This window comes from Paraburkholderia sp. JPY465 (genome assembly GCF_050436725.1).
Classification (GTDB): domain Bacteria; phylum Pseudomonadota; class Gammaproteobacteria; order Burkholderiales; family Burkholderiaceae; genus Paraburkholderia; species Paraburkholderia youngii.
Genome location: NZ_JBNDMT010000002.1, coordinates 111,764 through 124,073 on the forward strand (window position 1 = coordinate 111,764; position 12,310 = coordinate 124,073).

The 12,310-nt window shown below is 65.2% G+C and carries 10 protein-coding genes; 2 read left to right on the forward strand and 8 right to left on the reverse strand.

Features of this window, described 5'->3' with window-relative positions:
- Window positions 1–34: 34 nt before the first annotated feature.
- The 8 genes from QFZ94_RS02565 to QFZ94_RS02600 all read right to left on the reverse strand — a co-directional run bounded on the left by QFZ94_RS02565 (window position 35) and on the right by QFZ94_RS02600 (window position 9,193).
- A complete protein-coding gene (locus tag QFZ94_RS02565) occupies window positions 35–2,296 on the reverse strand; it encodes a xanthine dehydrogenase family protein molybdopterin-binding subunit (protein WP_429455488.1) in 2,262 nt (753 codons plus the stop codon).
- Window positions 2,293–3,300, reverse strand: coding sequence for an FAD binding domain-containing protein (locus QFZ94_RS02570; RefSeq protein WP_429455489.1), 1,008 nt, complete (start codon window positions 3,298–3,300; stop codon window positions 2,293–2,295). The genes QFZ94_RS02565 and QFZ94_RS02570 overlap by 4 nt, the downstream gene beginning before the upstream one ends.
- Complete coding sequence (locus tag QFZ94_RS02575) at window positions 3,297–3,857, reverse strand: (2Fe-2S)-binding protein (RefSeq protein ID WP_429455490.1); 561 nt, start codon at window positions 3,855–3,857, stop codon at window positions 3,297–3,299. Before QFZ94_RS02575 ends, QFZ94_RS02570 begins: the two co-directional genes overlap by 4 nt.
- A 155-nt stretch (window positions 3,858–4,012) precedes the next feature.
- A complete protein-coding gene (locus tag QFZ94_RS02580) occupies window positions 4,013–4,327 on the reverse strand; it encodes a hypothetical protein (RefSeq protein WP_368583600.1) in 315 nt (104 codons plus the stop codon).
- An 86-nt stretch (window positions 4,328–4,413) separates the two neighbouring features.
- Window positions 4,414–5,280, reverse strand: a complete 867-nt coding sequence (locus tag QFZ94_RS02585) for a glucose 1-dehydrogenase (RefSeq protein ID WP_429455491.1) — start codon at window positions 5,278–5,280, stop codon at window positions 4,414–4,416.
- Window positions 5,281–5,506: 226 nt separating this feature from the next.
- Window positions 5,507–5,983, reverse strand: coding sequence for a response regulator (locus QFZ94_RS02590; protein WP_410849236.1), 477 nt, complete (start codon window positions 5,981–5,983; stop codon window positions 5,507–5,509).
- Between the two features lie 443 nt (window positions 5,984–6,426).
- Entirely contained in the window at window positions 6,427–8,100 is a 1,674-nt protein-coding gene (locus QFZ94_RS02595) for an ATP-dependent DNA ligase (protein WP_368583603.1), read from the reverse strand.
- A 10-nt stretch (window positions 8,101–8,110) separates the two neighbouring features.
- Window positions 8,111–9,193, reverse strand: coding sequence for a ligase-associated DNA damage response exonuclease (locus QFZ94_RS02600; protein ID WP_429455492.1), 1,083 nt, complete (start codon window positions 9,191–9,193; stop codon window positions 8,111–8,113).
- A gap of 159 nt (window positions 9,194–9,352) precedes the next feature.
- On the opposite strand from QFZ94_RS02600, the gene QFZ94_RS02605 reads away from it, so the two are divergent.
- Complete coding sequence (locus tag QFZ94_RS02605; RefSeq protein ID WP_410849238.1) at window positions 9,353–10,255, forward strand: YihY/virulence factor BrkB family protein; 903 nt, start codon at window positions 9,353–9,355, stop codon at window positions 10,253–10,255.
- A gap of 99 nt (window positions 10,256–10,354) precedes the next feature.
- Window positions 10,355–12,190 carry a thiamine pyrophosphate-requiring protein gene (locus tag QFZ94_RS02610; RefSeq protein ID WP_368583606.1) on the forward strand — a complete coding sequence of 612 codons (1,836 nt, stop codon included), beginning with the start codon at window positions 10,355–10,357 and terminating at the stop codon, window positions 12,188–12,190.
- Window positions 12,191–12,310 lie beyond the last annotated feature (120 nt).

Consider the following 12,310-nt stretch of genomic DNA (forward strand, 5'->3'; position numbering starts at 1 on the left):
GCCGCGTCGCATCGATCGACGCGGCAACGGGCCGTCAGCCGAGCAGCTTGTCGGGCGTAATCGGCAAATCGCGGATGCGTTTGCCGGTCGCATGCCAGATCGCGTTGCAGACCGCTGCGGCCACGCCCACCACGCCGATTTCTCCGACGCCTTTGACGCCGAGCGGATTGACGATGTCGTCGCGCTCGTCGACGAACAGCACGTCGATTTCGTGAATGTCGGCGTTCACGGGCATGTGGTATTCGGCGAGGTTGTGATTCATCTGCCGTCCGAGCACGTGATCGAACTGGCCGTGCTCGTGCAGCGCCATGCTGATGCCCCACACGACGCCGCCCGCGACCTGATTGCCCGCCGTCTTCGGATTGACGATGCGCCCCGCCGCGACCGCGCTGACCACGCGCGTCACGCGCACGGTGCCGAGCGCTTCGTCGACGCGCACTTCCGCGAACACCGCCGAATACGTGCCCATCGAATACGCCTGCTGCTTGACGTGCGGCTGCACGCTCGCCTGCTCTTCGAGTTCGTCGAGCCCCGCGCGTTCGAGCAGCGTCGCGATCGCAATCGAGTCGTCCGCGTGCGGGCCGCACACGAGCCGGTTGCGCTCGCGCCGCACTGCTTCGCGCTCCACCGACGCGAAGCGCGCACCGCCATGTTCGCGCGCGAGTTCGACGAGACGATTGTGCAGGCGCGTACAGGCCGCATCGACTGCGCTGCCCACTGACGACACCGTCCACGATCCGCCCTCGATCGGCGCCTTCGGCAACCGCGTATCGCCGAGTTCGAAGCTGACGTCCGCGAGCGGCACGCCGAGCGCATCGGCGGCGATCTGCGTCATCGCGGTGTAGGTGCCGGTGCCGATATCGGAGGTCGAACTCGACACTCTGACGCGGCCATCGGGCGTCAGCACCGCGCGGGCGGACGCTTTGTTCTGCATCGCGTCCCACGCACCGGTCGCCATCCCCCAGCCGATCAACTCGTTGCCTTCGCGGCGTGCGCGCGGTTCGAGCGGCCGCCCCGCCCAGCCGAAGCGCGCCGCGCCTTCGCGATAGCAGTCGCGCAGCGCCTTGCTCGAAAACGGCAGGTTCTTGTTCGCGTCGCGCTCCGCATAGTTGACGAGCCGCAATTCGAGCGGGTCCATCCGCAATGCCTCGGCGAGCTCGTCCATCGCGACTTCGAGCGGAAAGAGCCCCTGGGTCGCGCCGGGCGCGCGCATGTCGGCCGGCGTCGGCACGTCGAGCTTCGCGACCTTGTATCCCATCGACACGTTGTCGCATCGATACAGCTGCCCGGCCCAGTTGACCACGACGTCGCAGAACTCCTCGTAGCGTGAGGTTTCCGACACCGCCTCGTGAATCACCGCCTGCAGGCGGCCGTCCGCCGACGCGCCGAGCGCGACGCGTTGCACCGATTGCGGCCGATGCGCGAAGGTGAACATCTGTTGCCGGGTCAGCGTGACGCGCACGGGTTTCTTCAGTTCGCGCGCCGCCATCACCGCGAGCGCCAGATGATATTGCGGCCGCAAGCCGGAGCCGAACGCGCCGCCGACGAACGGCGACACCACCTGCACTTCGTCGTCTTGCAAACCGAACACGCGCTTCAGATAGCCCTTCGTATTGACGACGCCCTGAGTCTTCTCATAGACGGTCAAGTGTCCTTGCGCATCGGGCACCACGGTACAGCCGTGCATTTCCATCGGATTGTGGTATTCCGCGGGCGTCGTGTAGAAGGCGTCTACGCGCACCCTGGCGTCGGCCAACGCTTTGCGCGGCTCGCCGCGCTCGGGCGGCGGCGGATCGAAGCCGCCTTTCTCCGCCGACGGCGGCACGGCGCTCATCAACGCCGCTTCGATATCGGTCTGATGAGAAGCGGCCTCGTAGCGCACCCGCACCAGCGACGCCGCATAGCGCGCGAGTTCGAGCGACTGCGCGACCACCAGCGCGACGGGCTGCCCGCTATACCACACGCGCTCGTCCCACAGCGGCCTCAATGGCGTGCCGGCCGGCGCGATCATGTCCTTGAACGCATCGACATCCGACGGCAGCGCCGGGCGCTTGCGATGCGTGAGCACGAGCAGCACACCGGGCAGCGCCTCGGCGGCCGAGGTATCGATCGACACGATCTTGCCCGTCGCGATGGTGCCCGACACGACGGCGCCATACACGAGCCCTTCGGCGCAGAACTCGGCCGCATATTGCGCGGCGCCGGTCACTTTGGCGGGCCCGTCGACACGCGAATGCGGCACGCCGATCGCGGGCTTCGGGCTGCCTGCCGATGGCAAGGTTTCGGCACGGTTCATCGCGCGGCCTCCTCGAACGAACGTTGTGTAGCCTCGCCGAAGGCGCGCACGATCACGCGCGCCGCGAGTTCGATCTTGAACGCGTTGTCGCGCTGAGCGCGCGCATCGCGCAGCAGCGCCGCCGCGAAATCGCGCACGGTCCGCTCGTTCAGCGTCTCGCCGCGCAGTGCACCTTCGGCGGCGGGATCCCGCCACGGCTTGTGCGCGACGCCGCCGAGCGCGCAACGCGCGTCGACGATACGCGAGTCGTCATCGAGTTCGACACCGACCGCGGCCGACGCCAGCGCGAACGCATACGATGCGCGGTCGCGCACCTTCACGTACGCGTGATGCGTGGCAAAGCCTTGCGCCGGCAGTTCGATCGCGGTCACGAGTTCGTCGTCGCGCAAGTTGGTATCGATGTGCGGCGTGTCGCCGGGCAGCCGGTGAAAATCCGCGAACGGCAGCGTGCGTGCGCCGTCGTTGCCGATCAGATGCACGGTGGCGCCGAGTGCCGCCAACGCCACGCACATATCTGACGGATGCACGGCGATGCAGTGTTCGCTCGCGCCGAGGATCGCGTGAATGCGGTTCACGCCGTGCAGCGCCGGACAGCCGCTGCCCGGTTCGCGTTTGTTGCACGGCGTGCCCACGTCGTAGAAGTAGTAGCAGCGCGTGCGTTGCAGCAGATTGCCGCCGACCGTCGCGACGTTGCGAATCTGCGGCGACGCGCCGGCCAGGATCGCTTTCGCGAGCAGCGGGTAGCGTGTTGCGACGGTATCGTCATACGCGAGCGCGCTGTTCGTTACCAGCGCGCCGATCACCAGGCCGCCTTGCGCCGACGCTTCGATCCGCCTGAGCGGCAAACGGTTGATGTCGACGAGCAAAGCCGGCCGCGCCACATCTTCGCGCAACAGGTCGACGAGATTCGTGCCGCCCGCGATGAACGCGGCGGCCTTGTCCGAACGATGCCGTTCGAGCGCATCCTGCACCGCATCGGCGCGCGTGTATGAGAAGCGGTTCATGGCCGCGCTCCGCGCTGATTGCCGACCGGACTGTCGTGCGGTGCATCCTCGTCGCCGAAATGCGCCACGTCGAGAATCGCGGCGACGATATTCGTGTATGCGCCGCAGCGGCACAGATTGCCGCTCATCTGCTCGCGCACGTCGTCCGCGCAGCGCGCATGGCTTTCTTCGAGCATCGCGTACGCCGAGCAGATTTGCCCCGGCGTACAGTAGCCGCACTGGAACGCGTCATGTTCGATGAACGCCTGCTGCAATGGATGCAACGTATCGCCGTTCGCGAGACCTTCGATCGTCGTGATCGATGCACCGTCGTACACGACCGCGAGCGCGAGGCAGGTATTGATCCGCTGACCATTGACGAGCGCGGTGCACGCGCCGCATTGGCCGTGATCGCAGCCCTTCTTGGTGCCGGTGAGGTGCGCATGCTCGCGCAGCAGATCGAGCAGCGAGGTCCACGCTTGAACGTCGAAGTGCCGCGTCTCGCCGTTGATATCGAACGTCAATGCATGCGACGCGGGCGCGTCGGCCTGCGCGGCTTCAGCATCGGGGGTAGCCATCGGATTTCCTCCTCACAAGGCGTCGCGCAAGCAACGCGGCGCGCGACGAAACTCCATGCAACTCGAACCCATGCAAAACGGCGGCAGCGCGCGAGCGCGATGCCGCCGCGGCCTCCGGCGCGTCGCGACGCAGCCCGACGCGCGCGGCTGAACGCTTATTGCCCCGCCGCGCTACCCGCGCGCGGCGGCGTCGCGCCTTTGAAGCGCTTGTTGGTGGCTCGGCCATTGCCGCCGCCGGCGACACCATTGGTCGCGCCCCCCGACTCGCCCACATTGCCGTTCGCGTCGTTCGTGCTGGTCGTATCCGGCGTGCGCGATTCTTCCAGACTTGCGCCCGGTTTTGCGGCGGACTTGCCGTGTTGCGTAGACGGATTGGAACCGGTCTGCGCGAAGCCCGCCTGCGCAAACCCTAGCGCAAGGCAGCCCGACACGAGCGCGGCACCCAGTTTGACGGATACATCGATCTTCATGTCACTCTCCCTTATGACGTTATGGAAACCACTGCGAGAAGCTGCCGCGCGGTCCATGGCAGCCTCGCCGCCTTCGGTTCGACAACCTAAATAATCGGCGCGCCGCCTGTCACCGCAATCGTCGCGCCCGAGATATAGCTGGCTTCGTCCGACGCGAGCATCACATACGCGGCCGCAAGCTCCGCCGGTTGTCCGGGGCGCTTCATCGGCACCTGCTTGCCGAACTGCTCGACCTTGTCGGGCGGCATCGTCGATGGGATCAACGGCGTCCAGATCGGTCCCGGCGCCACGCAGTTCGCGCGAATACCCTTTTCCGCGAGCAATTGCGCGAGGCCGCCGGTGAAGTTCTGAATCGCGCCCTTTGTGCTCGCATAGGCGATCAGGCCGGGGTTCGGATGATCGGCATTGATCGACGACGTATTGATGATCGCGCCGCCCGGTTTCATATGGCGGACCGCCGCGCGCGTGATCCTGAACATCGCGCCGATGTTGGTATCGAAGGTCTTGTCCCATTCTTCGTCGCTGATCGCGTCGAGCGACGGATAGCTCATCTGATACGCGGCGTTGTTGACCACCACGTCGAGCCGGCCGAAAGCCTCGATCGCCTTGTCGACGATCGCATCGCAATGCTCGCGATCGCGGATATCGCCGCCGACCAGCACCGCTTTGCGACCGGCGTCCTCGACCCAGCGCGCGGTCTCGCGCGCATCGTCTTCTTCGTCGAGATAGGCGATCAGCACATCGGCGCCTTCACGCGCGAACGCGATCGCGACCGCACGGCCAATGCCGCTGTCGCCGCCGGTCACGATTGCTGCCTTGCCGGCGAGACGCCCCGAACCTTCGTAGGTTTTCTCGCCGTGATCCGGTTGCGGGTTCATGCCGGCCGTGCGGCCGGGCGTCTGGTCCTGCTGCTGTTTGGGAAACGGCGGTGCCGGGCGTTGCGTGTCGCTCATGTCTGATCTCCCTCGTTGCAAATCACAAATGACCATGGACGGCGCGCATGAGCGCGCCGCGTCATCGGTCTTTGAGCAACGAGTGGGCCCGCACCGCTAAAGAAGCTGCGGCGGATAGAACGCTGGCAGAAAGATGGCAGACAAATGACAAATCGGTTCGCATCGCGCCAGGTGCGATTTCCGGCCACGACCCTGCATAAATGACAGAACGGTCAGCAAGTTTTCGCTAACAGCCTGATTCAGATGATGGCTCCGCCGCGTGCAACGCGGCCGCCGATTCGAGCACCCGCAGCAGCCGCTCGGGCGTCAATGGTTTCGCGCAATGCGCGTCGAAGCCCGCCGCCTTGGCGAGCGCGCGATCCTCTCGCGACGCGAACGCGGTGCACGCAACCAGCAGCATATGCGCAGTCTGCGGATGCGCGCGCAGACGCCGCGCGAGTTCGAGCCCGTCGAGTCCCGGCATCTTGATGTCGAGCAGTACCGCAAACGGCTGCCACTCGCACGCGGTCTCGCACACCGCATACGGATCGTCGAGCGCACGGCACTCGAAGCCGTCGGCCGTCAGTAGCATTTGCAGCGCGTCGGCTGCTTCCCGGTAATCGTCGACTACCAGCACGCGACGATGCGCGGCCATCGCATAGCGGATCTGCCGCCATACGAGCACGTCGTCGCTGCTGTCCACGTTGTCGTTGAACACAGTCATTTTTTCTCGCCCTTTTACATTCGCCCTGAAGGGCATCCCGCGCCAGGCGCGCAAGATTCGATCCCATTGCGTCTGCCGGACTGCGGCCAGGTTTTTGTTATTTCCGCTTCATTCGGACGATGCCGCGGCCAACATGCGTCATCCCGCATTCCAGCGTTGCAATCACCTGGTATGCGGGATTCAGCGTGCCCATACATCACGGCGTTTGAATGACGGCGACGACGATGTGCGTGCTGCGCAACATCGTTTGACGCTCTGTCTTTGTGCGATCCGCCTCGCTAAGGGGCGTCGCACGACATCGGTATTCCAACGGATCGAGGGTCCACGCAATGCATGCCGCGAGCGCTCTCATGGCGCGAATCGATGACGCGGTCATAAACAAAGGATAAGCGACGCTGCCGATAAAAAAATGCTCGACGTGTTAGGGGTTTGTGCTCTGCGGGTTATCCCGCACGATTATCGATAAAGCCTTTCAGCATCGCGAGCGTGTCGGCGTCGTCGATATGTTTGTCGGTACGCCAGCGCAACATGCGTGGAAAACGCACGGCCACGCCTGACTTATGGCGCGAACTCGCTTGTATCCCTTCGAAGCCGATCTCGAACACGAGCGTCGGCGTTACGCTGCGCACCGGGCCGAATTTATCGACTGTGGTCTTGCGCACGATCGCATCGACGCGATGCATCTCTTCGTCGGTGAGCCCTGAATAGGCCTTCGCGAAAGGCACGAGCGTGCGCACGCCGTCGGCTTCGTCCCATACCGCGAACGTGTAGTCGGTGTAAAGACTCGCGCGCCGGCCATGACCGCGCTGCGCGTAAACAAGTACAGCGTCTACCGCATACGGTTCGATCTTCCATTTCCACCACGTGCCCGATGCCTTGGTACGGCCGACGCCATACATCGATTCACGCTCCTTCAGCATCAAGCCTTCGACGCCGCGCGCGCGGCTCTCCTCACGCAAGGCCGCCAGCGCATGCCAGTCCGCGCCACGGACGAGCGGCGATACGCGCAACAGACCGCGCGCGAGCGTGCCATCGACCGACGCGCTCAACGCATCGAGCCGCGCGCGCCGATCGACGAGCGGGCTCATGCGCAGGTCCTGGCCGTTCGCTTCGAGCAGGTCGTAGGCGAGCAGCGCTGCGGGCGAATCCGCAAGGATCTTGCGCGTCAGCGTCTTGCGCGCGATGCGCGGTTGCAGCCGCGCGAACGGCAACGGCGCAGCCGCACCGGGTTCCCACGCGAGAATCTCGCCATCTATCACATAGCCATCGGGTAAGGACTCGCCCAATGCCGCGACCTCCGGAAAACGATCGGTAATCAGATCCTCGCCACGCGACCACAACCACACGCGGCCGCCGCGTTTGACGAGTTGCGCGCGGATGCCGTCCCACTTCCATTCGATCAGCCAGTGCGCGGGATCGCCGAGCGTCGCCGGATCGCTCTGCAACGGATGCGCGAGAAAGAACGGGTACGGCAGGCCCAGGTCACTATCGTGTTGAGGGGCATGCGCTTGCGTATCGTCGTCGGTCTGCGGCGCGATCAGACGCAGATAGCGCGCCGCATCCGGCTTCTGTCGCGAATCGGTCCAGCCGACCATTCGTTGCGCGATCCGCTTGTGATCGACGCCGGCCACTTCGGCGAGCGCGCGCACCACCAGTTGCCGTGCGACGCCGACACGAAAGCCGCCGCCGATCAGCTTGGTCAGCAGGAAGCGGCCGCCCCAGTCGAGTTCGTCCCAGTAACTGAGTAGACGCGTGCGCAACTCGTCGGGCGGCAGGCCGCGCAATGGCAGCATGCGTTGCTCGATCCATTGCGTAAGACCCAGTTCGGAGTCGCGCGACGCGGGCGGCAGAATATGCGCGATGGTTTCGGCCAGATCGCCCACCGCGTGATACGACTCTTCGAACAGCCACTCGGGCAAGCCGGCGCGCTCACGCGCGATGTCGGTCAGCAAACGCGTCGGCACCAGTTGACGCGGTTTGCCGCCCGCGAGGAAATACGACGCCCATGCCGCGTCTTCAGGCTCGGCCACCGAGAAATAACTGGTCAGCGCCGCGAGTTTGTCGTGCGTTGACGTGGTCGCATCGAGCGCGGTGTAGAGGGCCGCGAAGCGTTTCATACGGTGTCCGTCATGTTTCGCTCGCCGCGGGCGCTTCGTCGGCGCCGGCCGCATCGGCTTCGACGGTATCGTCGCCGTATTGCGTGTCGAACGCGCTCGCCTGCAGGCCTTGCTCGTTGAGCCAGCGCACCATCGGTTCGATCGAGCCATGCGTGACGATCACACGCGAGGCGCCGCTCTCGCGGATCGCCGTTTGCAAACCCGGCCAGTCGGCGTGATCGGACAGCACGAAGCCGCGATCGACGCCGCGCCGGCGGCGCGCACCGCGCAGGCGCATCCAGCCCGACGCGAACGCATCGCTGTAATCGCCGAAGCGCTTGAGCCACGCGCTGTTCTGCGCGGACGGCGGCGCGACGATCAGCGCCTGTCTGAACACGGCCTTGTCTTTCGCGGCGATCTCGCTGACGAGATTGACTGGCGGCAGGCGCACGCCCGCGTCGCGATACGCGCGATTGAGCGGCTCGACCGCGCCGTGACAGAAGATCGGTCCGATCGCGGCATCGACGCTCGCGAGCACGCGTTGCGCCTTGCCGAACGAATAGCAGAACACCACCGACGCGCGCCCTTCGGACGCGTTGTGACGCCACCATGAATCGATCGAATCGAACACGCTTTGCGGCGTATCCCAGCGATAGATCGGCAGACCAAAAGTCGATTCAGTGATGAAGGTATCGCAGCGCACCGGTTCGAACGCGGCGCAGGTCGGATCGGCTTCGAGCTTGTAGTCGCCCGATGCGACCCATACGCGGCCCCCGTGCTCGATGCGCACCTGCGCCGAACCGAGCACATGCCCGGCCGGATGCAGCGACACGCGCGCCGCGCCGACCATGAGCGGCTCGCCATAGTCGAGCGTGTGCAGCGCGATGCCGGGCAGCCGCGACAGCAGCACGCTCGCGCCTGCGCGCGTCGCCAGATAGCGCTGATGGCCGAAGCGCGCATGGTCGGAATGCGCATGCGTGATCACCGCCCGCTCCACCGGCCGCCATGGATCGATGTAAAAATCGCCGGCCGGGCAATACAGTCCCTCGGGCCGCGCGACCACCAGATCATTGGCTTGCTGCGCGGCGTTGGTCTGACGGGGCGGCTGATCCATCGGCTGTCCTCGGGATTGGCGGGCGATCTTCCGAACGCGGCCAAGCAAACTGTATGCCGCGCCATTGATGGCCCCGTTTCTGCTTACGGTATATAAAGCACACAGGCGTGTCGAGAGCGGTTGCCATCCGGCAGCGCCCGGCGCGCACCGCGAGGCCTCATGCCGATCCTGCTCGACCAGCATGCGCTGTTTATCGCCAGGCATCCCGGGCGCTTCCTGCTGCAAACGCTGAAGGCGTTTCGCGCGAACCAGGGGCTGCTGCTCGCGGGCGCGGTCGCGTATTACGCGTTGCTGTCCATCGTGCCGCTGCTGATTCTGGTCGTCATCGTGCTGTCGCGCGTGGTGCCGCAGCAGTTGGTGCTAGAGGCGCTGTCGCATTTGCTGCGCTGGCTCGTGCCCGGGCAATCGGCCGCGCTCGTGCGTGAGCTGTCGAACTTTTTGCAGCATCGCGCGGTGATCGGCTGGGTGCTGCTGCTGACGATGCTGTTCTTCAGTTCGCTCGCTTTCACCGTGCTCGAAAACGCGATGTCGCTGATCTTCGTGCACCGCGTCGTCGTGAAGCGGCGCCACTTCCTGGTCTCGGCGTTGCTGCCCTACTGCTACATCATGTTTCTCGGCGTGGGCCTCTTGATCGTCACGTTCGTATCGAGCGCGCTCGACACGATCGGCGCCGAAGGTCTGCAACTGTTCGGCCTGCATGTGTCGTTGCAGGGCTTCACGCGAGTGCTGCTGTATCTGCTCGGGCTCGCCGGCGAAATCTTCGTGCTGACTTCGGTGTATCTGGTGATGCCGGTCGGACGTCCGTCGCTCAAACATGCGCTGATCGGTGGCGTGGTGGCCGGCGTGTTGTGGGAGGTTACGCGGCACGTGCTGGTCTGGTATTTCGCCACGCTGTCGCAGGTCAGCCTCGTCTATGGTTCGCTGACGATGGCGATCGTGATCCTGCTGAGCTTCGAATGGCTCGCCACTCTGCTGCTGTTCGGCGCGCAGGTGATATCGCAGTACGAGCGCTTCGGCACCGAAGCGCTCGACGCGCCGCAGCCGAAGATCAAGACCGGCTAAGCAAGCCAGTCGCAAGGTACAGCCCTTGCTCGTTCGATACCGACCCAAGCCGCCCATGCCACACGGCGGCTTCGACTGGATATCGAGGGAGCAAGGATCATGGCTGAGACGGTTGGCGATTTCATCATCGAGCGGCTGCATGCATGGGGCGTGCGGCGTATCTACGGCTATCCGGGCGACGGCATCAACGGCGTCTTCGGCGCGTTGAACCGCGCGCAGAGCGAAGCGAAGAAACGCCATAAAGGCACGGATCAGCCGGGCCCGATCGAATTCATCCAGGTCCGCCACGAAGAAATGGCCGCGTTCATGGCCGCCGCGCATGCCAAGTTCACCGGCGAACTCGGCGTGTGCATCGCCACCTCGGGGCCCGGCGCTTCGCATCTGCTGACGGGCCTCTACGACGCGCGCATGGATCACATGCCGGTGCTGGCGATCGCCGGTCAGCAGGCGCGCGCGGCGATCGGCGGACACTATCAGCAGGAGCTGGATCTGCCGGCGATGTTCAAGGACGTGGCCGGCTCGTTCGTCGGCTTTGCGACGATGCCCGCGCAGGTGCGTCATCTGGTCGATCGGGCGGTGCGTATCGCGCTTGCCGAGCGCGCGGTGACCGCGCTGATACTGCCGAACGATCTGCAGGACATTCCGTATGAACCGCCGGGGCGCAAGCACGGCACGCTGCATTCGGGCATCGGTTACGCGCGCCCGCGCGTGGTGCCGAGCGACCAGCAGTTGCGCGAGGCCGCCGACGTGCTGAACGCCGGCCGCAAGGTCGCGATCCTGGTCGGCGCGGGCGCGCTGCACGCGACCGACGAAGTGATCGCGGTCGCCGAGAAACTCGGCGCCGGCGTCGCCAAAGCGCTGCTCGGCAAGGCGGCGCTGCCCGACGATCTGCCGTGGGTGACCGGCTCGATCGGCCTGCTCGGCACGAAGCCGAGCTACGACATGATGACCCATTGCGATACGTTGCTGATGATCGGCTCCGGCTTCCCATACTCGGAGTTTCTGCCGAAGGAAGGCGACGCGCGCGGCGTGCAGATCGACATCAAGGCCGACATGCTGAGCCTGCGTTATCCGATGGAAGTGAACCTCGTCGGCGATAGCGTCGAGACGCTGCGCGCGCTGCTGCCGCTCATCGAGCAGAAGGAGGATCGGCTGTGGCGGGAGCGCATCGAAGGCTGGGTGTCGGACTGGTGGAAGACGCTGGAAAAACGCGCGCACGAACCCGCGAAGGCTGGCCTGAATCCGCAGCTGTCGGTATGGGAGCTGTCGAAGCGCATTCCGTCGAACGCGATCGTCACCAGCGATTCGGGTTCGGTCGCGAACTGGTACGCGCGTGATCTGCAGGTGCAGCGCGGCATGATGTGCTCGCTGTCGGGCGGGCTCGCGTCGATGGGCGCGGCCGTGCCGTATGCGATCGCCGCGAAGTTCGCGTATCCCGAGCGGCCCGTGATCGCGCTGGTCGGCGACGGCGCGATGCAGATGAACAACATGGCCGAGCTGATCACGGTCGCGAAGTACTGGCAAGGCTGGAGCGATCCGCGCTGGATCTGCATGGTGCTCAACAATGGCGATCTGAACCAGGTCACGTGGGAGCAACGCGTGATGGAAGGCGATCCGAAGTTCGAGGTGTCGCAGGACATTCCTTCCGTGCCGTATCACCGCTTCGCGGAGCTGATCGGTTTGAAGGGCATCTATGTCGACAATCCCGAGCAGATGGCAACCGCCTGGGACGACGCGCTCGCGTCGAATCGTCCGGTCGTGATCGAGGTGAAGTCCGATCCGAACGTGCCGCCGTTGCCGCCCCACGTTACGCTCGCGCAGGCCAAAGCGTTTGCCGAGACTTTGCTGAAGGGCGATCCCGATCAGGGCAACGTGGTGGTAGAGACGGCCAGGCAGGTGCTCGGTGCGGTGCTGCCGGGACATCACGACAAATGATGCGGTAGCGGCTCGACGACGTGTGCGCGCACCAACGGTTCGACAGAGGACGTGACTGTTAAAATGGCGCGCGCTTCGTGCACGCGCTCATTGGGCCTGCTTCAACGCAGGCCATCACGT

Bases quoted from the DNA above. Each gene is read 5' to 3' on its own strand.
- QFZ94_RS02565 (WP_429455488.1), bottom strand. From the start codon at position 2,296: ATGAACCGTGCCGAAACCTTGCCATCGGCAGGCAGCCCGAAGCCCGCG.
- QFZ94_RS02570 (WP_429455489.1), bottom strand. From the start codon at position 3,300: ATGAACCGCTTCTCATACACGCGCGCCGATGCGGTGCAGGATGCGCTC.
- QFZ94_RS02575 (WP_429455490.1), bottom strand. From the start codon at position 3,857: ATGGCTACCCCCGATGCTGAAGCCGCGCAGGCCGACGCGCCCGCGTCG.
- QFZ94_RS02580 (WP_368583600.1), bottom strand. From the start codon at position 4,327: ATGAAGATCGATGTATCCGTCAAACTGGGTGCCGCGCTCGTGTCGGGC.
- QFZ94_RS02585 (WP_429455491.1), bottom strand. From the start codon at position 5,280: ATGAGCGACACGCAACGCCCGGCACCGCCGTTTCCCAAACAGCAGCAG.
- QFZ94_RS02590 (WP_410849236.1), bottom strand. From the start codon at position 5,983: ATGACTGTGTTCAACGACAACGTGGACAGCAGCGACGACGTGCTCGTA.
- QFZ94_RS02595 (WP_368583603.1), bottom strand. From the start codon at position 8,100: ATGAAACGCTTCGCGGCCCTCTACACCGCGCTCGATGCGACCACGTCA.
- QFZ94_RS02600 (WP_429455492.1), bottom strand. From the start codon at position 9,193: ATGGATCAGCCGCCCCGTCAGACCAACGCCGCGCAGCAAGCCAATGAT.
- QFZ94_RS02605 (WP_410849238.1), top strand. From the start codon at position 9,353: ATGCCGATCCTGCTCGACCAGCATGCGCTGTTTATCGCCAGGCATCCC.
- QFZ94_RS02610 (WP_368583606.1), top strand. From the start codon at position 10,355: ATGGCTGAGACGGTTGGCGATTTCATCATCGAGCGGCTGCATGCATGG.